Annotated in this window: 15 protein-coding genes; 6 read left to right on the plus strand and 9 right to left on the minus strand. The window is 73.2% G+C overall.

Annotated elements, in window-relative coordinates; translation table 11 throughout:
• Positions 1-6 precede the first annotated feature (6 nt).
• Complete coding sequence (locus Asera_RS00105) at positions 7-414, plus strand: ATP-binding protein (RefSeq protein ID WP_030445024.1); 408 nt, start codon at positions 7-9, stop codon at positions 412-414.
• On the plus strand, positions 411-1,229 hold the full coding sequence (locus tag Asera_RS00110; protein WP_051801910.1) for a SigB/SigF/SigG family RNA polymerase sigma factor: 819 nt from the start codon (positions 411-413) through the stop codon (positions 1,227-1,229). Before Asera_RS00105 ends, Asera_RS00110 begins: the two co-directional genes overlap by 4 nt.
• Positions 1,230-1,491: 262 nt before the next feature.
• On the opposite strand, the gene Asera_RS00115 is transcribed toward Asera_RS00110, so the two are convergent.
• The 6 genes from Asera_RS00115 to Asera_RS00140 form a co-directional block, all read right to left on the minus strand.
• A complete protein-coding gene (locus Asera_RS00115; RefSeq protein WP_084131006.1) occupies positions 1,492-3,957 on the minus strand; it encodes a carboxypeptidase regulatory-like domain-containing protein in 2,466 nt (821 codons plus the stop codon).
• Positions 3,954-5,156, minus strand: a complete 1,203-nt coding sequence (locus Asera_RS00120; RefSeq protein ID WP_157034669.1) for a hypothetical protein — start codon at positions 5,154-5,156, stop codon at positions 3,954-3,956. Before Asera_RS00120 ends, Asera_RS00115 begins: the two co-directional genes overlap by 4 nt.
• Positions 5,157-5,165: 9 nt before the next feature.
• Positions 5,166-6,359 carry a S53 family peptidase gene (locus Asera_RS00125; RefSeq protein ID WP_030445020.1) on the minus strand — a complete coding sequence of 398 codons (1,194 nt, stop codon included), beginning with the start codon at positions 6,357-6,359 and terminating at the stop codon, positions 5,166-5,168.
• Between the two features lie 9 nt (positions 6,360-6,368).
• Entirely contained in the window at positions 6,369-8,756 is a 2,388-nt protein-coding gene (locus tag Asera_RS00130) for a hypothetical protein (protein WP_030445019.1), read from the minus strand.
• 35 nt (positions 8,757-8,791) lie between these two features.
• Positions 8,792-8,968, minus strand: a complete 177-nt coding sequence (locus Asera_RS00135) for a hypothetical protein (RefSeq protein ID WP_157034668.1) — start codon at positions 8,966-8,968, stop codon at positions 8,792-8,794.
• A gap of 107 nt (positions 8,969-9,075) precedes the next feature.
• Positions 9,076-12,003 carry a helix-turn-helix transcriptional regulator gene (locus Asera_RS00140; RefSeq protein WP_084131005.1) on the minus strand — a complete coding sequence of 976 codons (2,928 nt, stop codon included), beginning with the start codon at positions 12,001-12,003 and terminating at the stop codon, positions 9,076-9,078.
• A 236-nt stretch (positions 12,004-12,239) separates the two neighbouring features.
• On the opposite strand from Asera_RS00140, the gene Asera_RS00145 reads away from it, so the two are divergent.
• On the plus strand, positions 12,240-12,542 hold the full coding sequence (locus Asera_RS00145; protein ID WP_051801907.1) for a DUF4190 domain-containing protein: 303 nt from the start codon (positions 12,240-12,242) through the stop codon (positions 12,540-12,542).
• 124 nt (positions 12,543-12,666) lie between these two features.
• On the opposite strand, the gene Asera_RS00150 is transcribed toward Asera_RS00145, so the two are convergent.
• On the minus strand, positions 12,667-14,031 hold the full coding sequence (locus Asera_RS00150; protein ID WP_084131004.1) for an acyltransferase family protein: 1,365 nt from the start codon (positions 14,029-14,031) through the stop codon (positions 12,667-12,669).
• Positions 14,032-14,246: 215 nt separating this feature from the next.
• On the opposite strand from Asera_RS00150, the gene Asera_RS00155 reads away from it, so the two are divergent.
• From Asera_RS00155 to Asera_RS00165, 3 genes are read left to right on the plus strand one after another with little or no spacing between them, the layout of a single operon-like run.
• Complete coding sequence (locus tag Asera_RS00155; RefSeq protein ID WP_030445015.1) at positions 14,247-15,989, plus strand: acetyl/propionyl/methylcrotonyl-CoA carboxylase subunit alpha; 1,743 nt, start codon at positions 14,247-14,249, stop codon at positions 15,987-15,989.
• 5 nt (positions 15,990-15,994) lie between these two features.
• The gene (locus tag Asera_RS00160; RefSeq protein WP_030445014.1) at positions 15,995-16,510 is read left to right on the plus strand and encodes a 2'-5' RNA ligase family protein; all 516 of its coding nucleotides are present in this window, start codon (positions 15,995-15,997) and stop codon (positions 16,508-16,510) included.
• Positions 16,511-16,550: 40 nt separating this feature from the next.
• Positions 16,551-18,119, plus strand: coding sequence for a hypothetical protein (locus Asera_RS00165; protein WP_157034667.1), 1,569 nt, complete (start codon positions 16,551-16,553; stop codon positions 18,117-18,119).
• Between the two features lie 76 nt (positions 18,120-18,195).
• On the opposite strand, the gene Asera_RS00170 is transcribed toward Asera_RS00165, so the two are convergent.
• Both Asera_RS00170 and Asera_RS00175 read right to left on the minus strand, forming a co-directional pair.
• Positions 18,196-18,534, minus strand: coding sequence for a hypothetical protein (locus tag Asera_RS00170; RefSeq protein WP_030445012.1), 339 nt, complete (start codon positions 18,532-18,534; stop codon positions 18,196-18,198).
• Positions 18,535-18,794: 260 nt separating this feature from the next.
• Entirely contained in the window at positions 18,795-20,186 is a 1,392-nt protein-coding gene (locus tag Asera_RS00175; protein WP_030445011.1) for an NAD(P)H-quinone dehydrogenase, read from the minus strand.
• Between the last annotated feature and the right edge of the window lie 142 nt (positions 20,187-20,328).

Raw genomic sequence — 20,328 nt, forward strand, 5'->3', positions numbered from 1 at the left:
GCACACGTGACGCAGGCGCTGCCCGAACCCGACGTGGACGACGAGGATCTGGTCGTCCTCACCGTCCCGGCGGACGGCGCGTACCTGTCGGTGCTGCGTACCGCCACCGCCGGGCTGGCCGCGCGGCTGCACTTCACCCTCGACGAGATCGAGGACCTGCGGATCGCCGTGGACGAGGCGTGCGCCATGCTGCTCGCCACGGCGCCCGCCGACGCGGAGCTGACCTGCCGGTTCGAGGTGGCCGAGCAGACGCTCACCGTCGCGGTCAGCGTGCCGAGCAACGGGCAGCGGCTGCCCGGCACCGAGACGTTCGCCTGGATGGTGCTCGCCGCGCTCGCCGGCAGCGTCCGCTCCGACGTGTCCGGTGGGCGCGCCACGATCTGGCTGACCATGAAGCGGGACGGGTCGCGGTGACCGCCGCGTCCCGCCGCCCGTCCACCCGCACCGCACCGAGCCGCGCCCCGGCACGGGTGATCCCGCGGCCGTCCCCGGCGTACGCGGAGCAGGCACCCACCGCCGAGCTGCTGGCGCGGCTGGCCCGCAGCCGCCCCGGCGAACCGGAGTGGTCGACGCTGCGGGCCGAACTGTGCCGCCGGCACCGGTCCCTGGTCCGCGCGCTCGCCTGGCGGTTCCGCGACCGCGGCGAGGATCTGGACGATCTGGTCCAGGTCGGCACGGTCGGGCTGCTGCACGCGATCGACCGCTTCGACCCGCAGTGCGGCGCCGAGTTCACCACCTACGCGACGCCGACGATCGTCGGCGAACTCAAACACCACCTGCGCGACCGGGCCGGCACGGTCCGGGTGCCGCGCCGGCTGCAGGAGCGGCACGCCGCGGTGTCCGCCGCCTCCGTCCGGCTCTACCAGCGGCTCGGCCGCTCCCCCACGGTGCACGAACTCGCCGAGGTCACCGACCTGACCGACGAGGAGGTGCTGGAGGCGCTGGAGGTCGCGCAGGCCAGTACCACGATCCCGTTGGACGGCAGCGACTCCAGCGCCGACACCGCCGCGCTGGACAGCGCCGACGCGCTCGCCGGCGTGGAGAACCGGGCGGCGCTGCGACCGCTGCTCGACCGGCTGCCGCCGCGCGACAAGCGCATCATCGTGCTGCGCTTCTTCGCCCACCGCACCCAGTCCGAGATCGCCGCCGAACTCGGCATCTCCCAGGTCCAGGTCTCCCGCCTGCTCACCCGCACCCTCACCACCCTCCGCACCGCCCTCGCCGACTGACGCGGCAGCCTCCCAGCTGGCGGTACCGGATCGGTCCGACACCGCCGACGCGCCCGGAGCCAGCAGGTCATGGAGCCGCCGTTGGCGGGGTGGTGTCGAAGTAGTTGTTGTTCGCGGTCATGGGCATCGTCCGAAGGGTATTCCCGGCCAGGCAGCTCAACGGATAAACCCCAGATAGCCACGTTTCCCCCACCGCCGCCCAAGAGACCAGAGGCGAACGGGGCACGCGCCTGGGTGGTGCGTGCCCCGTTGTTGCGGTGGGTCAGGAGAGGGTGAAGTCGAGGGCGGTGGTGTGGTCGAGGGTGACGGTCGCGGTCCTGGTAGCGGGGGTGTGGTTCGGGGCGGTGGCGGTGACCGACTGGTCGCCGGCCGGGGCGAACAGCCGGTACCGGCCGTCGGCGTCGGTGTCGACGGTGGCTCCGGCCGCGGCGACCGTACCGGTCAGGCCCGCTCCGGCGGTGTCGGTGACGCGGCCGACGAGCAGGCCGCCCGCCACCGGGTCACAGGTGCGGTCGCCGACGAACACGTCGTCGATCTCCCACCACCTCGACCAGCTGCCGACGTAGTGGAACCGCACCTGCACCTGGTGGCCGGCCGCGGCCGGCAGCTCGACGACCACCGGCCCACGGGCGTTCGTCGTGCCTGCCTTGCGCCACACCGACTTCCAGGTCGCCCCGCCGTCGGTACTGGTCTCCACGGTGGCGGTGGAGTTCACCGCACCGCGCAGCTCGGTACCGAACGAGAGCGCTGGCGTCGCAGCCGCCGACAGGTCGAACGTCGGGGAGGTCAGCGTCGTGTCCTGGATGGCGTGCTGTCCACTGTGGTCGGAGTCGACCACCGCGAAGTTGCCCGAGCCGCCGGTGGCGTTGTCCCGATCGCCGGGGTTGGTGAACTGCCAGCCCGGCCCGTCGGCGTAGCCGGGCTCGTTGTGGTTCCGCTCCTGGACCACCCAACCCTTCGGCGCCCGCGTCCGGTCGAAGGACTGCACGGTGCCGTCCTCGGTGGCCCGGTAGCCGGCCGCCGTGCACGTGGACTCGACCGTGAGCGCAACATCCTTGCTGACGGCGTCGGTGCCCACCGGCACGGCGACGTCGGTGGCCGTGTACCCGGCGTCGATCGCGGCCACGTGCAGGGTGTACTTCTGGTTCTGCAACAGATCCAGCTCGTACCGGCCGGTCGCCGGATCGGTGTGGGTGGTGGTGCCGTCCGAGGCCGTCACGGTTGCGTACAGGCCCCAACCATGACCGGAGCCGTCGGTCACCGTGCCGGTCACCGCGACCGTGGGGATCGGGTCGAGCGCGATGTCCTGTGTGGACGCTTGGCCGCCGGCAACGGTGACCGTGACGGTCTTCGCCTGGTAGCCGTGGATCGACGCGGTCACCTCCCAGCTGCCGTCCGGCAGCCCCAGGTGGTACCTGCCGTCCGTGCCGGTTCTGGTGTGCCGACCGATGGCCGTGACGTCCGCGTTCGACAGCGGCTTCCCGGTGTCCGAGTCGGTGATGGTTCCGGTGACCTCCCCGGGCGACTGGTAGCGGAACGCCCCGACACCGTTCGGCGTGCCGAGGCCGGTCGGGCCGTCGTACCCGGCGGTGCCGTTGCAGAGGTACGCCGCGCCGCACGTGCCGTTGCTGCCGGACGTGACGTCGTTCACCGCATTCGGATCCACCGCCACCGCATCGTAGGGGTACGAGGCCGCCTCGGTGCCCGCCGCCGGCGTGCCGGCGAGCGCGTAGGTCGCGGCGATGATCGGGGCCGACGCGCTCGTCCCGCCGTACACCGACCAGCCGCCGTAGTAGACCGCGACACCGGTCTTCGGGTCGGCGACCGCGGACACATCTGCATCGGATCGCTTGTCGCAGCCGGTGTCGGTCTGCCACGCCGGCTTGTCCTGGTACGCCGAGCAGCCGCTACCGGCACCGCTCCACGCCTGTTCCGCCCACCCGCGGGTGGTCGAGGTGTCCCGCAGCAGCGAGGTGCCGCCGACCGCGACGACGCCCGGGGACGCGGCGGGATACTCGACCCCGTACCCGGTGTCACCGGTGCTCGCGGTGATCACCACGCCGGGATGGTCGTAGTGCGCGTTGTAGGCGGGGTCGTCGACGCCCTCGCCGTCGCTGCCGTAGCTGTTCGACACGTACCGGGCGCCCATCGCGACCGCCTGGTCCACCGCCGCGGACAGCGAGTCGAGGTTGGGGGCGTCACCCTCCACCAGCAGGATGTGGCAGTTCGGGCAGACCGCCGACACCATGTCGACGTCGAGCGAGATCTCGCCCGACCAGTCGCCGTTCGCCGCCGGATAGTCGGTGCCACCGCGCTGGTCCACCTTACGGAAGCAGCCGTTGGCGGTGGTGCAGGGCGGCAGGCCGTACTGCTGACGGTAGATGGCCAGGTCCGACTCCGCCGTCGGATCGTCGTACGCGTCGACTATCGCCACCGTCGCTCCGTCGCCGGCTGATCCGCCCGGCAACGAGTACGCGTCGATCAGGTCTGCCGGGCCGAACCCGGAGGGCGTCGTCGCATCGGGCATGACTCCCCGGGTGCGCTTGACATCGGTTCGTCTCAGCGCGAGGCAGCGGACCCGGTCGGGTGCGGACGGGCGGGCACAGGAGGGTTCGACGGTCGGGGTGCTGTCGGTGCTCGCCGGGATCGACGCCGTGGCCGGCGCCGTCGCCAGCACGGTGCCCACCGCGAGTGCCGCCACCGCTATGATGCCGCGCAGTCTGTTCATCGCCCGCCCCTCCCGCAGTGCAGGTGCGCAACCTGTGGCTCGGTGTCGAGAGTCGAGTAGTCGGTGACGTTGCCGACCGCCCAGACATCGTCCGGGCCGGACCCGTCGATCGCGGCGTAGGCGTAGGTCAGCCCGTACTCCTGGGGTCCGGGCATCGTGCCCACCGACCACGCGGTGCCGTCCCAGTGCAGGTACCTGTTGGCGCCGCTCTGTTCCTCGACGAGCGCCCACACCGAGTTGGCGGCGGCCACGTACAGCGCGTCGATCCGGGCGTTGCCCAGGTCCGGCAGCGGGTCAACCTGCCACGCGCTGCCGTCCCAGCGTTCGGCCAGCACCGCGGCGGCGTTGTTGCCGCTGGGCAGTTCCTGGTTCCCGGCCGCCCAGACGGTGCCGTCCGGACCGATCGACACGCTCCGCAGCTCCGAGGTTCCGTGTCCGGACGGCGCCGGTACGACGGTCCAGGACGTGCCGTCGTAGTGCTCGGTGAACGGCGTGATCGCCCCGTCCGCGTCCTGCTGGTAGCCGACGGCCCACACGTCGTTCGCGGAACTGGCCGCGATCGCCAGCAGCTTGGCACCGTCCTGGTCGGCGGCGGGGTTCGGCGTCACCTGCCAGGCGGTGCCGTCCCAGTGCTCGATCAGCGTGCCGAGCGCGTGCGAACGCGGCAGGATGGTGGTACCCGCCTCGTAGGCGGCGCCGACCGACCAGGCGTTCGTGGGCGACACCGCGGCGACGTCCTCGATCCAGTAGTCCTCGGTGGCCGCGTCCGGCGTCACCGCCAGCGGCATCAGCGTCCACCGACCGCCGCTCCAGCGTTCCATCGCCTCGCCGCTCCCGGTGCCGGTGACAGCCCAACCGTCGCTCCCGGAGGAGTAGGCGATGTCGTACGGCGTCAGCGTGGTGACCAGCGGGGTGATCGGCATCGGCTGGTCATCGACCAGTTCCCGCCCGTTCCAGCGCAGCTCCCACGACGCCTCGGCGGGTGCCTCCGCCCTCCCGTCGATCCGGACGTCGTGGCGGCCCACGACGTCGACGTCGGACAGCGGGACGCTCCCGCTGGGTGAAGGCGGCGTGTCGACCAGTGCCCAGGAACAGGAGGTCTGCTCCACCGCCGGGCTCGCTGCGGCAGGCGTGCTCACGCCGACCGCCGCGAGCAGCGCGCCGAGTGCCACCGCGGTCCTCACCGTGCTCGTTCTCATGGGGGTCTCCTAGAAAGCGCCGATGCCGTGGGGGGTGCCCAGGCCGGTCGGCCCGTCGTACCCCTTGGTCGCGGTGCACAGGTAGCTACCGCCGCAGGTACCGTTCGCACCGGTGGTCACGTCGCGCAGCCCCGCAGCGTGTGCGTACGGGTAGGCGGGCAGCGCGGCGGTGTCCAGATTGCCGGCCAGCGCGATCACGCCGGCGACCAGCGGCGCAGCGGCACTCGTGCCGCCGACCGCGATCCATCCGGTGGAGCCGTACGTGTCGTACACGGCGACCGGGGTGGAGGGGTTGGCGACCGCGGCGACATCGGCGACGGTTCGCTTGCGGCACAAGCGGTCCTTCTGCCACGACGGCTTCGTCACGTACGCCGAACAGCCGGAACCCGAACCGGCCCAGGCCTGCTCGCCCCAACCGCGAGACGAGGAGTCCTGGTACAGCGTGGTGCCGCCGACTGCGACCACTGTGGACAGTGCCGCCGGCACGCTCACGCCGAACCCCGAGTCACCGGAGGACGCGACGATAGCGGTACCGGGATGGTCGAAGTGCGCGGCGAGCTCGGCCAGCTCGGTCGAGTACTCGTTCGCCCCGTAGCTGTTGGACACCACATCGGCGCCCAACGCCACGGCCGTGTCGACCGCGGCGGCGAGGCTGGTGGTACTGGTGTCGTCGGCCTCGACCAGCAGCAGCTGGCAGTTCGGGCAGGCGGCCGAGGCCATGTCCAGATCCAGCGAGATCTCCACCGCCCAACCGGCATCGGCCGGCGGTGGGGTGCGCTCACCGCGCTGGTTCACCTTGCGGAAGCACGGAAAGTCCGCGTCGCAGGCGGGCAGCCCGTTGGTCCGGCGATACTCGGCGAGGTCGGCCTCGGCGTTCGGGTCGTCGAAGGCGTCGACGATCGCGATCGTCTGCCGCGCGCCGAGCAGATCCGACGGCAGGTCGTAGGCGGACTGCAGATCGGCCGCCTGGTACGGATGCAGGTCGGCCGCCGCGAGCCCGGACGGCGACAAGGCCTTGCCCCTGGCGTCGGCGTCGACCAGGGCCAGGCAGGCGGCGTGGTGCGCGGTGGGCGTCGAACACGCCCGGTGTGGCACGACCGGCCCGGCGGGCGCGGCGCTCCCGACGCCCGCCAGCACGGCGGCCAGCAGCCCCGCCGCGGCGACGGTGCCGCCGAGTCGGCGACGGAATCCCGGATGGCTCATCGCAGCTCCTCAGCTCATCCCGTAGGCGTGGATGACGGTCTGGGTGACCGCGTTCCCGTCCGCGTCCTGCGCGGAGATCCGCAGCGATGCGAACCCGGTGGTGTCAGCCAGCGCCGGCTGATCCACCGTCGCGGTGAAGCGGCCGTGGCCGGTCGCGGTCGCGCCGACCGGATCGCTCCAGGTCGTGCCGTCGTCGTAGGACACCGACACGGTGGCCGCCGTCGCGCGCTGCGTGGAGTGCTGCTGCCCGGCCACGGTGAACCCGAACGTGTACGGCGCTCCGGCGGTGGTCCGGTCGTGCAGATCCAGCGGCAGATCGTAGGTGACGTACAGCAACGGCAGGAACGAGCACGACCGGCTCTGGTCCGGCGAGCAGGTCTCTTCCGGCGGCAACGGCGCGGCCGCGTCGCTCGGCCCGGACCGGAACCGCCACGAGGTGGTCACCCGATGCTCGGTGTCGTGCTTTCCGATGCTCGCCCAGTCGAGCCGGTAATCGGCGGCGGTGGCCAGCATCGGCAGTACCACCCCGTTCGGGCTCAGCCTGCGGGTCACTCGGGTGTCCGAGGTCAACGCCAGCTTTCCGTTGCGCCAGAACCGCACCGACGAGTTCTCGTCCACCGGATTGCCGGCGCCGTAGTGGCTGGGGTCGGAATCCCCGAGCGGCTGCAACCACAGCACCGCATCGTCGTCTTGCCGGCACGCCCCGCAGCCGGTCAGCGTCGACGCTCGCACCGTCCCGCCCGCGCCACCGAGGCCGGTCGACGGAGTCTGCAGGTACGGCGCCGCCGGCGACGGGACCGCCGGCCCCCGGTTGAACTCCTCGTCCAGCCGGCCGGGTTTCAACGTCTCGCGCGGCCCCCACCGACGGGTTCCGTCGCTGGCGTTGAAGGCGCTCTGCCAGACCGTCAGCGACGGCTCCGAGCTGTACCGGTAGTCGACCCGGTCGGCCAGCGGCACCAGCGCGCCGAGGCCGAGTTCGTCCTGGCTCCAGGGCAGGAACACCAGCTGCAGCAGCTCGGGATCGTCGGTACAGGTCGCGCACGGGCTGGCGTGCATCGAGGTGTGCACCGCGGTCAGGTCCGCGGCCGGTACCCGGTAGGTCAGCGACGACGGGATGGACCCCTGGTGCGGGAACATCAGGAAGTAGCGGGGATCGGGATTCGAGCCGTAGATGGACCCGACCACCTCGCTGATCGCGGCGAAGTTCATGGTGCCGTGCCGCACCGGCGGCGTCGGCGTCGCGAACAGCTGCGCGGGCATGGCGCCGGGCTGGCGCGCCAGATGCAGCGCGACCAGGAGCAGCGCGCCGTCGTACCCGTATGCCTGGATGTTGACGCCGCCACCGGTCGCGCTGCTTCGCGCGTAGGTCATCATGTCGACCTGGATGTCGTCGGCCGGTTGGTCGGCGACCGACGCGTCGTACGGGACCCCCTGCCGCGCGTCGAGGGTGATCGACGTGTCGCCGTCGATCGGCACCTCCGGCTTCACGACCAGGGTCGACTGCACGGAGAGGTCATCGGCCGGCCCGTCCATCACCGAGAACTCGAAGCTGTAGGTGCCCCTGGGTACGCTCAGCGCCAGCGGCGCCGGTTGGCCGGGGTAGGCGACGGCGAGTACCCCGAGCCGGGCGTCGTCGACGTTCTGCAGATAGCCGACCACCGTCCCCTCGTTTCCCGACCGGTCGATCGCGTCGATGGTGACGGTCTCGAACGGCAGCCCGGCGCTGTTCGGCGACAGCGTCTGTCGCGCCTTCGGCGTGCCGGCGAGGACCGGCGCGGCCGGCAGTGCGGGCGCGCCGGTGCGGTGCGCCAGCGTCAGCCGGCCGCCGCCCGGCAGCGTGCCGGGATGCCCGCGCCGCCACCGGGTCGCGAGCATCCGGCCCAGCTTCCCGGCGGATTTTTTCGTCACCGCCGTGGTGCCGCCGTCGGTCGTGGTGGCCGGCAGTGCCGTGTCGTCGGATCCGGCCACCGCGACCGGGACGGTGCGGGCGTGTGCGTCGTCGAGCTTGGCGCGCACCAGGTAGCTGACGTCGAACAGCCGCACGTCCAACGCCGAACCGAGGTACGGGGCGGCGGCGGCCGGCACCACGTAGCGGTCACCGCGGTAGACGAACGACGTGTACGCACCGGCGCTGGGGGCGACGAGCGGCGTCACCGAGGTCGTACCGTCCGGACGGGTCGAGACCCGGAGCCGGTCGCCGGTGACCAGGGTGACGGTCGCCTCCGAGGCGGCGGTACGGGCGACCGGGGCGGCCGGCGCGGCGGTGGGCGCGTCGGCGCGTAGCGGCGGGTCGGTCGAGTGGCTGGGCGCCGCGGTGACGATGCCGACGACACCGACGGTACCGGCGGCCAGCGCCAGCCCGACGAGCGTCGCCAACGTTCTGCGCGGGATCTGCATGACGGATCCTTCCTGAGAGGTGCCGTGGATCGCGGTCAGAGCGGCTCGTAGCCGTCGTCGCCATCCGGCTCGGCATCGGCGCCGGCCCGCTCGGCCTCGATGCCGGCGCGCCCGGATTCGGCGTCGACCGGCTCGGGCCCGGCGTCGACCGGTTCGCGCTCGGTGGGGGCAGGGGGATCGGCACCGTCGCCCGTACGGCCGGGTGCGGTCATGTCGGTGCGCTCCGTTCCGGGAGGGGGCCACGGTCGAAACGGAGTCTTCGCCCTCGTCGGGGGCACGCACGACTGGTCAGTGTCGTGGTTTTACTGCCGGACGGGGTTTACTCGTCGCCTTCCAGCAGACCGAGTTCCACCGCCCGTACGGCGATCGCGGTGCGGCTGGCCACCCGGAGTTTGCGCAGGACAGAGCGGACGTGGCTGCCCACCGTCTGGCGGGAGAGCACCAACGCGTCGGCGATCTGGCGGTTTGTTCGTCCGGCGACGACGAGCCGGACGACCTGCAACTCGCGTGGCGACAACCGGTCGCCGTAGCTGGGCCGACCGCCGGGACCGCGGCGCCGCGGCACCGCACCACGCCGCGCCAGTTCGGCGCCGACCCGCGCTGCTGGTACCAGTGCGCCGAGGGCGGAGAACCCTTCGTGCACCTCCGCGAGCAGGTCCGCGCCGGCCTGCGTCGCCCCGGCCGCGAACTGGCAGCGAGCCCGGGACTCGCTGGCGAGCAACGCATCGTAGGGGCGGGGCAGGGCGGCGAACCCGGCCGCGGCACGGGCGTACAGCGCAGCGGCTCGCGACAGTTCCCCCCGGTGTTCGGCGAGCCGGGCCCGGCACCGGGTCAGTGCCGCCCGGGACGCCGGCGCCGGGCATCCGACCATCCCGGCCGCGAAGTCGGCGACGAGTTCGGTCGCCTCCCGGTGCCGGTCCGCCCGCAACAACGCGTCGAGCCGGACCGGGGCGATCTCGCTGGCGAAGATCCAGTTGTCGCAGCGGGCGACCCAGGCCATCGTCTCGCCGCTGAGCGCCAGCGCGTCGTCGATCCGGTCGACGGCGAGCCACAGCGTCGCGAGCGCCGCGGCCGGTTCGACCGCCTCGTAGATCGATGCCGCTGCGGTCTGCTCGACGACGCCGCGCAGCCGCGGTTCCGCCCGCGCCGGGCCCCCGGTGACCAGTTCCAGCTGCCCGGCGACGAGCTCGGCCTCGATCCGGCTCATCCGCGAGACTTCGGGGTCGACGGTGATCGCGGCGGTCCGCTCGGCCAGGCCGTCCCAGCGACCGGTCGCCCAGTCGATGTGCGCGAGGTTCACCCGCGCCAATCCGCCGTACCGGTGATACTGCCGCTGCTCGGTCAGCGCCAGGGTGGCCGTCATCCGCCGCCGGGCTTCCTCGTTGTGTCCCCAGACGAGCGCCAGCGCGCCCATGTTGATGCCGACCCGGGCGATCTGCGGCCAGAGCTGCGAGGTCGGCGGGGCGTCCGGGATCCGGGACGCCACCGCCCATCCCTCCCGGTCGCCGAGCATCAACAGACCGAGCGCCACGTCCGCCGTGACGCTGAACCGCGCCACCGGAGGCAGGTCGTCGAGCTGCGCGGCGAGCCGGTCCAGCCAGTACCGTTCCTTGTCGGCCGGCCGATCGGTGCCGCGCGGCAGGCAGAGCAGGCTCATCGCGCTGGTCGCCGCCGGGGACGTCGGTGGCAGGTCGGCCACCGCGCGTTCCAGCTCCGCGTAGCCACGCTCGAAGTCCTCCCGGTGCAGCAGCACCCGGCCGAGTTCGACGCGGACCTCGGCCCGTGCCACCGTGTCCAGGCCGGGGTCGTCGACGACTCCGCACAGCGTGTCGACGAGGCGCCGGTACCGGTCGTCGCCGGTGAACGAGGCGAACGCGGTCTTCGAGGTCAGCCGGGCGACCTGGTCCGGCGCCGCGCTCGCCGCGTACGCGATGAGGTCGTCCAGAAAGGTGTCCGCGGTGGTCTCGTCGCCGGCCAGGAGCGCCGCGTCGATCGCACGTTCGGCATGGTGGAACCAGGTCGCGGTCTCGCCCGCCGCGCCGAAGTGCCGCGCCAGCCGGGCCAGCCAGGCCAGCGACTGCTGCCCGCGCCCCTCGTACTCCCGGGCTGCCCGCAGGTGCATCGCCCGGCGCTCCGGTGGCGGCGTCGCCTCGTACACCGTGCGGCTCGCCAGCACGTGCCGGAAGGACACCAGCCCGCGCTGGTCGGCCTGCAACAGGCCGGCCGAGATGGCCACCACCAGCCCGGAGCGGACCCGGCCGACCGGCAGGTCGAGCACCGTCGCCAGGGTCGCCTCGTCCACCGGATCGGCCAGTACCGCCGCGCCGCGCAACGCCTGCACCGTGTCCGCGTCCAGCCGGGCGATGCGTTCGAGGACCGCGTCGCGAACCGTCGGTGGTACGGCGATGTCGGCGAGATGCCGCCGCACCCACCGGCCGTTGCGGCGGGCCAGATCGGCCCGCTCGTACATCAGCCGCACCGACTCCTCGATCGCCAGCGGCACCCCGTCGGTGTGCGCGCGGACGAACTCCGCGAAGCTGGCCGACATCGGCTCGTCGGACAGCATCGACGACATCAACGCACCGGTCTCGGCCACCGTCAGCGGCGCCACCGACACCCGTACCCGCGCCGTACCGACCGGTAGCCAGGAGGACAGCCGCAGCAGCAGCGAGTCGGCCGGGACGTCGTCCGGCCGGTAACTCACCACCAGGCTCATGCCCGACCGTGACACCAGGAACAGCAGGAACTCCAGCGTCGCCTCGTCCGCCCAGTGCACGTCCTCGACCACCAGCGTGGTTGCTCCGGCGGCGGTCATCAGCTCCACCAGCGCCCGGAACAGCCGGTGCCGGGCCGCGCCGGCATCCTCGGCCGGCTCCGGTGCCGGCGGTAGCGCGTTCGCCCACTCCGGGAACAGCTGCCGCAGCGCACCGCTCAGGCTGCTCAGCCTCAGCCGCGCCACATCGGTGATCGCCGGGCGAATCGCGTCCACCACCGGACCCAGCGTGTACGGCGCCCGAAACGGCGGGCAGCCGCCCACCAGTACCGACCGCTGGTCCGGTTGCGCGGCAAGGAACTCCCGCACCAACCGGCTCTTCCCGATCCCCGCCTCGCCCTCGACCAGCACCACCGCGGGCGGCTGCGCGAGCGCCGCGCGGAGCGCGTCGAGTTCGTGTCGGCGGCCCACGAACCGCGGGCGGAACAACGATGGTGCGGGGACAGGGTGGTCGCGCTGCGCCTCTGCCGCCATCGTCGGTCCTCCCGCAGTCGCCGCAGGGTCAGCAGGACGCTACCTGCTTACCGTCCGGTAAGGAAGCGAGCCGGGTCGCCGCCGGACGGTGATCGGCGGCGACCCGGTCGCACGGTACGGCGACGGGCAGTTACCAAGATCGACACAACGGCGCCGATTGGTCGTGATTCGTGCTGGTTCGCGCGTTCTACCCTGCGCGAGTTTCCCCGTCACGACAACCTGAGGTGTGCCCTTCCATGACCTATCCCCCACAGCCCGTCTCGTCCGGTACCGGTGACCCGGGCCAGGGCGAGCAGACCTACGGGGCGCCGGCCCAGCCGGCGAACGACAAGATGAACCCGATGGCGATCGTCAGCCTGGTGTTCGCGCTGACCGGCTGCCTGTCGCTGTTCGGCATCGTCGCGGGAGTGCCCGCGCTGCGGCAGATCAAGCAGGACGGCGGGCGCGGTCGCCCGCTCGCGATCACCGGCATCGTCATCGGCGCCGTGATCAACGGCGGCGCGCTCATCCTCACCGGCATCTCGTTCCTCCTGGGCTAGTCCCGCCGGCCAGCACGCGGTGCCGGATCGGCGATCCCGACCCGGCACCGCGTCGCGCGGACCACGACGTTCCCGCAATCTCTCGGCCGCAGCCCGGTTCCGGCGGCGCCCGGTGCTGCCGCGGTCAGGGCCGGAGACCGCGACCGGGCAGCCGACCGGCGGACGAGCCGTCGACCGGCCGGCGGGACAGCACCAGTAGCGTGCCGCCGAGGGCGCCGAGCAGCAGCGCGACGGTCTGCGGGCCGAACGGGCCGGTGACCATCGTGCCGGTCGTGATGACCAGCAGCAGCCCGGCGAGCAGGCAGCCGATCCCGGCGTACCCGGCGATCGTCCGACCGGACCGCGGCGCCCGCGGCGCGCGCAGCTCGACCCGGCCGAACACCCGGACCAGCACGGCGGTGAGCGCGATCAGCACCCCGTACCAGAGCGGGCGAGTGGCCCACCAGTCGGCGGACCAGGCCGCCGGCAGCTGCCGGTGCAGACCGAACAGCACGCCGCCGATCAGCACGAACATCGCGGTCAGGTGCCACAGGTACAGGGTCATGCTGCGGGCCTGGACGAACGCCACCGCGCGGCCCACCGGCCGGTACGCCAGTGCCCGCAGCACGGGCCGGCGCACCAGCAGCGCCAGCGGCACCTGGAACCCGGTAACGAGCAGCAGGCAGATCGTCGGCGGATTCATGTTCGACATGGCGTCGCCGGGCAGCCCGACCATGCTCGCCGGGTACGGGCCGGCGGCCACGAGCAGCGCGAGGACCAGCACCGAGGCGGCGGCGACGGCCACCAGGACCCGGCGCGACACCCCGCGGAACCGGCCGTCGGCGTAGCCGAACCCGAGCAGGTAGGGCACCGCCCAGACGAACAGCACGTTGAGGTAGCCGAGCCAGGGCGGGCCGCCGAGCAGGAACCGCGCGCCGTCGACCGCCACCGCGGCGCCGGCGAACGGCAGGATCAGCCCGAGCCCGTACCGGTGGAAGGCGCGCAGCAGCCACGGGGTGGCAAGCGACAGAAGCAGGTAGACCGCGACGAACCAGAGCAGTTGCGGCGCGATCGACGCACCGCGCGCCACCGCCGCCGCCGGTACCCCCAGCGCCAGCGCGGCGGGCGCGAGCACCACCGCCCAGGCCAGGACGAACGCGGCGACCGGGGGCAGCAGCCGGCCCAGCCGCCGGCGCAGGAACGGTACCGGCCGCTCGGCCTGCGACCGCGACCACCAGGCGGCGGCGCCCGCGGCGAAGAACATCAGCGGGATCACCTGCAACGGCCAGGTGACGAGCCAGCCCTGCCCGGCCGACAGCGCGTTGCCGACCGCGAGCCGCTGACCGTCCCAGCCGACCACCGGGATCAGCCAGTGCAGCAGCATCACCACCAGGGTGCCGAACGCGCGGACCGCATCGACGAACCGGTCCCGCCCGGCGGCCGGGACCCCGGCGCCATGATCCGGCGTTCTCGCTGCTGGAGCGTGCCCTGGCGGCGTCAGCAGTGCCATCGTCAGCCTCTTTGGAAGTCGGGGGTGTCAGCTCCCTCCAGGCTTCCGTCCGGGCGGCTTTCCCCCCATCCGGCGACCGGTAGCATCCGGCGCGGACAACCACCGCATCCGCGGTGGGGAATACCCCCGGGGCCGCGCGACGTTCGGCCCGGCCGGGACGGTCGGGAGCGGGTCATAGACTCCCGGTGACAGGCGAGGACGTGGGAGGAGCCCGGGTGCGGAAGGTGCTGATCGCCAATCGGGGCGAGATCGCGGTGCGGGTGGTACGGGCCTGCCGGGACGCCGGCCTGACCAGCGTCGCGGTGTACGCGGACGAGGACCGTGACGCCCCGCACGCGCGGCTGGCCGACGAGGCGTACGCGCTGGGTGGCGTCACGGCCGCCGAGACGTACCTGAACATCGGCGCGCTGATCGAGGTCGCCGCGCGCTCCGGCGCCGACGCGGTGCACCCCGGGTACGGCTTCCTGTCCGAGAACGGCGACTTCGCGCAGGCGGTGCTGGACGCGGGGCTGACCTGGATCGGGCCCAGCCCGCAGGCGATCCGCGACCTCGGCGACAAGGTCACCGCCCGGCACATCGCGGCCCGCGCCGGCGCCCCGATGACCCCCGGTACCCCGGATCCGGTGTCCGGGCCGGACGAGGTCGTCGCGTTCGCCGAGCGGTACGGGCTACCGGTGGCGATCAAGGCCGCGTTCGGTGGCGGTGGCCGCGGCCTCAAGGTGGCCCGTGACCTCGACGACATCCCCGAGCTGTACGCGAGTGCGGTGCGCGAGGCGCAGGCGGCGTTCGGCCGCGGCGAGTGCTTCGTGGAGCGCTACCTCGACCGGCCACGGCACGTGGAGGCGCAGGTACTGGCCGACACGTACGGCACGGTGATCGTGGTCGGCACCCGCGACTGCTCGCTGCAGCGCCGGTACCAGAAGCTGGTGGAGGAGGCGCCGGCGCCGTTCCTGTCCGACGAGCAGCGCGCCACCATCCACGCCGCCGCCAAGGCGATCTGCGCGGAGGCGGGCTACCACGGCGCCGGCACCGTCGAGTTCCTGGTGGGTGCGGACGGGATGATCTCGTTCCTGGAGGTCAACACCCGACTGCAGGTGGAGCACCCCGTCACCGAGGAGACCGCCGGCATCGACCTGGTACGCGAGCAGTTCCGGATCGCCGACGGCGAGCGGCTGCGGCTGACCGAGGACCCGGCGCCGCGCGGGCACGCGTTCGAGTTCCGGATCAACGGTGAGGATCCCGGCCGCAACTTCCTGCCGGCCCCCGGTACGGTCACCCGGTTCGTGGCGCCGGCCGGCCCCGGGGTGCGGCTGGACTCCGGGGTGGAGACCGGTTCGGTGGTGGGCGGAAACTTCGATTCGTTGCTGGCCAAGCTGATCGTGGTCGGCGAGACCCGCCGGCAGGCGCTGCAGCGGGCCGCCCGGGCGCTGGACGAGATGCAGGTGGACGGGATGGCGACGGCGCTGCCGTTCCACCGCGCCGTGGTCCGCGACCCGGCGTTCACCAGCGAGCCGTTCAGCGTGCACACCCGCTGGATCGAGACCGAGTTCGACAACACCATCCCGCCGTACGCGCAGCCGGCCGCACCGGCCGAGGCGCAGCCGCGGCAGACGGTCGTGGTCGAGGTCGCGGGTAAGCGGCTGGAGGTGACGCTGCCGGACGGCCTCGGTACCGCGCCGGCCACCACCGGCGCCCGCCGGTCCGCGCCGAAGCGCCGCGCCGCACCGCACGCCGCGCCCGCCAGCGCGACCCTGGCCAGCCCGATGCAGGGCACCGTGGTCAAGGTCGCGGTGGCCGACGGCGATCTGGTCGCCGAGGGCGACCTGGTGCTGGTGCTGGAGGCGATGAAGATGGAGCAGCCGATCACCGCACACCGTGCCGGCACCGTCACCGGGCTGTCCGCCGCGGTCGGCGCCACCCTCACGGCCGGCGCCGCGATCTGCGACATCACCGACTGACCACGATGGTCGCCGCAATCGAGGTGTACTTCGACGGCGCTGCCCAGGCCCGGCTTCGCCGGCTGTGGGACGCGTTCGAGCAGGCCGGGATACCGAGCCTGCGGGAGCACACCCACCGGCTGCACCGGCCGCACCTGTCGTTCGCGGTGGCCCGCCGGTTCGACCCGCAGCAGGTGGCCGACGCGGTGTCCGGGCTGCTCCCGCCGGAGGGTGTCGAGGTCGAGTTCAGCTCGGTGGGCCAGTTCCCCGGCCGGGTGCTGTGGCTGGGCCCGGTGCCCCATGCCGACCTGCTGGCCAGGCACGATGCGGTACACCGGCGGCTGGCCGAGGCGGGCATCGAGGTCGACGCGGTGTACCGGCCGGGTGCGTGGGTCCCCCACTGCACTGTGTCCCAGCAGGTACCGTGGGCCGACCTGGCGCGGGCGGTCGGGCTGTGCCTCGATGCGTTGCCGATCACCGCGTCGTTGCGTTCCGCGGCGGTCGCCGACCATTCCCGCGGGTTGTACCGACCGATCGGCTGACCGACACATCACCTGGTCACCGTGCGCAGGAAGGGTGAGCATGAACGAGGACGTGGCCTGGTGGCTCGGTGACGGCGACTGGTACGACCGGCGTCAGCGGCGGCAGATCGAGGAGCTGGACACCGCCATCTCCGGCGCCTACGCGCAGTCGTCCCGGCTGCGCAGCCGGCTGTCGGCGATCGAGGGCAACCTGTCCGCCAAGGTCGACCGGATCGCCGCCGCGTTCGACGCGTTCGTGGAGCTGTCCGACATCCGCGCCGAGCTGATGGTGTACAGCAAGCCGGCGGTGGTGCGGCACGCGGTGCGCGAGCTGATCGGTCAGCTGTCGGCCGGCAGCACCGTGGTGCCGCCGGACCTGCCCGAGGTACCCGGCTACTGGCTGGTGCCGGCGACCCACGCGCTGTACGCGCAGCTGAACGACGACGACGCGACCGCCGCCCGGCACATCGAGCAGGCCACCGAGCTGGACGGCCCGCGTACCCGCTACTTCCTGACCGCGGCGCTGCGGCTGGCCGGCCCGGTCGACCTCAGCGCGGTGCAGCTCGCCGCGCTGCTGCCGGCGCCGGGCGGCCCGGTGACCCGGTCGGCACGGGCCATGTGGCGCGCGACCGCGGCCGGCGCGTTCGGCGCACCCGGGACCGCTCTACTGGTCAGCGCGCTGGTCAGCGCGCTCGGCCGGCCGGACGCCGACCCCGCGCCGGTGGTACCGGAGCCGCGCACCGGCGACGACGAGGGCGATGCGGCGGAGCGGTCCGACCGGCTGCCCGCCTGGCTCACCGCGATCGGCGGCTCGGGCAACTCGGCCGGGTCGGTGGCCAGCGCGCTGGCCGCGCTGGCCAAGCGGTGCACGCCGCCGGCGGACGAACCCGCCGAGGCGGACCCGACCGAGCCGCTACGCGAGATCCTCGGCCCGCTCATCGACGAGGGGCACGAGCCGGAGCGGCCGCTGCTGCGCCGGGCCGAGAAGCTGCGGTCGCTGGTGGAGTCCGGGCTGGCGCGGCCCGAGTTCGAGCCGTGGGACGAGCCGGTCGGCGCGGTCGACGAGCTGGTCCGGCACGACATCTTCGGCTCCGACACCGGCCCGCTGCGGGCGCCCGCGGTGCGCGCCGCGCTGCCCTGGCTGACCCACGCCGCCGACGCCATGGTCGCCGGCGTTTCCGCGCCGCCGCGGGCCCGTACCGCCCGGATCCGCGGCCGGGAGGTCACCGTCACCGCGTCCGGCCCGGACGCCACCGTGCTCGACCAGTTGCGGACCGAGGCCGAGGCGTCGCACCAGATCTCGTCGGCCCGGTTGATCGCCGGCCTGGCGGTGGGTGCGGTCGGCCTGGTCGTCGGGGTGATCGGCGCCGTCGCGGGCACCGCGCTGGTGGTCGTGCTCGGTGCGCTGGCGCTCGTGGTGGGCCTCGGCGTCGCGATCGCCGGCTACCGCAGCAACGCCGAGGCGCAGCGGTTCGCCGCGATGGACCGGGACGCGCTGGAGCGTTCGATCGACAGCCAGGTGGAGACGCTGCGGCAGACGATCGAGCAGGACAACCGCGACCGGGCGCTGCTGGACCGGGCTCGGGCCGAGCTGTCCGAGGTGCTCGCCCAGCCCGCCGCGAGCCGCTAGCGCAGTGTCACGACCGCCCGGCGGCTCGGTGCTGCCGGCGGCTCGGTGCTGCCGGCGGCTCGGCGCTGCCGGCGGCTCAGTGCCGGACCGCGGCCAGCGGTTCGAGCAGCGCCGTCTCCCACATGTCCGCATACGGCTGGGGCTCCTCGACCAGTACCAGGTGGCGGGCCAGCCGTTCGGCGATCACCTCGGTGGCCTCCCGCAGGCTGTGCACGTCGGCCAGGTGCTGTCGCAGGTAGCGCACCTTCAACCCGGGCACCGTCGAGGGCGGGTAGCCGAGCTTCTCGGCGTTGTGGGCGGTCACCCGCACGACGTTGTAGCCGTTGATCGGGTCGAGGGTGTCCCACTCCTTCCCGAGGGTCGGCCCGTGCAGCACGGTCGGCTCGTCCGACCTGGGTTCCGGCGGTGTGGACATGATCAGCGCTCCCGTTCGACCAGAACCATCCCGTCGACGACCCGTACCGTCGCCCACACATCGACAAACGCCGCATCGGCGGCCGCTCAGCGGCTGGTGGGCCCGGCGCAGCCGATCATGAGGTCCCCAACAGCCTCTCTATTCATACCCGGGACGATCAAGGTGCGCGCACCCCGCCGTCCGGCGGGCCTGCCCGGACGGTAACCGGTCCGGGCGCGTCCCGCACCCACCACTTCGAAAGGCGACAGACGCCGGTCGGCTCAGTCGAACTCGTGCTGCATCAGCTGCCGGGCCGCCTCGGCCAGCGAGCCGGACAGCGACGGGTAGATCGTGATCGTCTGGGCCAGCTGCTGCACCGACAGGTGATGTTCGATCGCCATCGCGATCGGCAGGATCAGCTCGGACGCCTTCGGGGCCACCACGACGCCGCCGACCACCAGCCCGGACGCCGGCCGGCAGAACAGCTTGACGAAGCCGTCCCGGATGCCCTGCATCTTCGCCCGCGGGTTGGTCCGCAGCGGCAGCATCACCGTGCGCGCCGGTACCTTGCCCGAGTCGACCGCGGCCTGCGAGGCGCCGACGGTGGCGATCTCCGGATCGGTGAACACGTTCGCCGACACGGTGGACAGCCGCAGCGGCTGCACCGCCTCGCCCAGCGCGTGCCACATCGCGATCCGGCCCTGCATGCCGGCGACCGAGGCGAGCATCAGCAGCCCGGTGCAGTCGCCGGCCGCGTAGATGCCGGGCACGGTGGTGCGCGACACCCGGTCCACGGTGACGAAGCCGCCGCGGCCCAGCGCCACGCCGTACTCCGCCAGGCCCAGCCCGGCGGTGTTCGGCACCGAGCCGACGGTCATCAGCGCGTGCGAACCGGTGATCACCCGGCCGTCGGTCAGCTCGACCCGGACCCCGTCGCCGTCGCGCCGCACGCTCGCCGCGCGGGACCGGTGCAGTACGGTCATGCCCCGGTCGCCGAACACCTGCTCCAGCGCCGCGGCCGCGTCGGTGTCCTCGCTCGGCAGGACCCGGTCGCGGCTGGACACCAGCGTCACGTCGACGCCCATCGCGAGGTACGCGGAGGCGAACTCGGCGCCGGTCACCCCGGAGCCGACGACGATCAGCTTCTCCGGCAGCTCGGGCAGGTCGTACACCTGGCGCCAGGTCAGGATCCGCTCGCCGTCCGGCCGGGCGTCCGGCAGCACCCGCGGCGTCGCGCCGGTGGCGAGCAGCACCACGTCGGCGTCCACCTGGTACTCGGCGCCCTCGGCCGGGGTGATCCGGACCCGGTGGGTGTGCCCGAGGGTGTCCTCGGCGAGCCGGGCGGTGCCGGTGACGATCTCGACGCCGGACTTCGCCACCTTGTCGTGGATGTCCTCGGACTGCTTCGCGGCGAGCCGCTTCACCCGGCCGTGCACCGCCGCCGCGTCCACCGTGGCCCGCCCGGCGCGTACCCCGAGGGCGTCGGCGCCGCGGAACGTGGTGACCACGTCGGAGGAGGCGATGAACGTCTTGCTCGGCACGCAGTCGTACAGCACGCAGGCGCCGCCCGAGCCGTCCCGTTCGACCAGGGTGACCTCGGCGCCGAGCTGCGCGGCCACCAGCGCCGCCTCGTAGCCGGCCGGGCCGCCCCCGACGATGACGATGCGTGCCACCACTGACTCCGATCTGCGACGTCGCGTACGAGAAGCTCCTGCCTGCGGATTCTCCTCCCCGTCCGGCCGGCGCGCCGCAGCCGGGGTAAGGCCGGGTACCGAAAAGTGGGACGTACGCATCATCGTGCGGCCAGTTGCCCCG

The sequence above is a fragment of the Actinocatenispora sera genome, from assembly GCF_018324685.1.
Taxonomy (GTDB): domain Bacteria; phylum Actinomycetota; class Actinomycetes; order Mycobacteriales; family Micromonosporaceae; genus Actinocatenispora; species Actinocatenispora sera.

What these genes read in the sequence shown, in the direction of transcription:
- Asera_RS00115 (WP_084131006.1), bottom strand. Translation starts at nt 3,957, where the DNA reads ATGAACAGACTGCGCGGCATCATAGCGGTGGCGGCACTCGCGGTGGGC.
- Asera_RS00120 (WP_157034669.1), bottom strand. Translation starts at nt 5,156, where the DNA reads ATGAGAACGAGCACGGTGAGGACCGCGGTGGCACTCGGCGCGCTGCTC.
- Asera_RS00125 (WP_030445020.1), bottom strand. Translation starts at nt 6,359, where the DNA reads ATGAGCCATCCGGGATTCCGTCGCCGACTCGGCGGCACCGTCGCCGCG.
- Asera_RS00130 (WP_030445019.1), bottom strand. Translation starts at nt 8,756, where the DNA reads ATGCAGATCCCGCGCAGAACGTTGGCGACGCTCGTCGGGCTGGCGCTG.
- Asera_RS00135 (WP_157034668.1), bottom strand. Translation starts at nt 8,968, where the DNA reads ATGACCGCACCCGGCCGTACGGGCGACGGTGCCGATCCCCCTGCCCCC.
- Asera_RS00140 (WP_084131005.1), bottom strand. Translation starts at nt 12,003, where the DNA reads ATGGCGGCAGAGGCGCAGCGCGACCACCCTGTCCCCGCACCATCGTTG.
- Asera_RS00145 (WP_051801907.1), top strand. Translation starts at nt 12,240, where the DNA reads ATGACCTATCCCCCACAGCCCGTCTCGTCCGGTACCGGTGACCCGGGC.
- Asera_RS00150 (WP_084131004.1), bottom strand. Translation starts at nt 14,031, where the DNA reads ATGGCACTGCTGACGCCGCCAGGGCACGCTCCAGCAGCGAGAACGCCG.
- Asera_RS00160 (WP_030445014.1), top strand. Translation starts at nt 15,995, where the DNA reads ATGGTCGCCGCAATCGAGGTGTACTTCGACGGCGCTGCCCAGGCCCGG.
- Asera_RS00165 (WP_157034667.1), top strand. Translation starts at nt 16,551, where the DNA reads ATGAACGAGGACGTGGCCTGGTGGCTCGGTGACGGCGACTGGTACGAC.
- Asera_RS00170 (WP_030445012.1), bottom strand. Translation starts at nt 18,534, where the DNA reads ATGTCCACACCGCCGGAACCCAGGTCGGACGAGCCGACCGTGCTGCAC.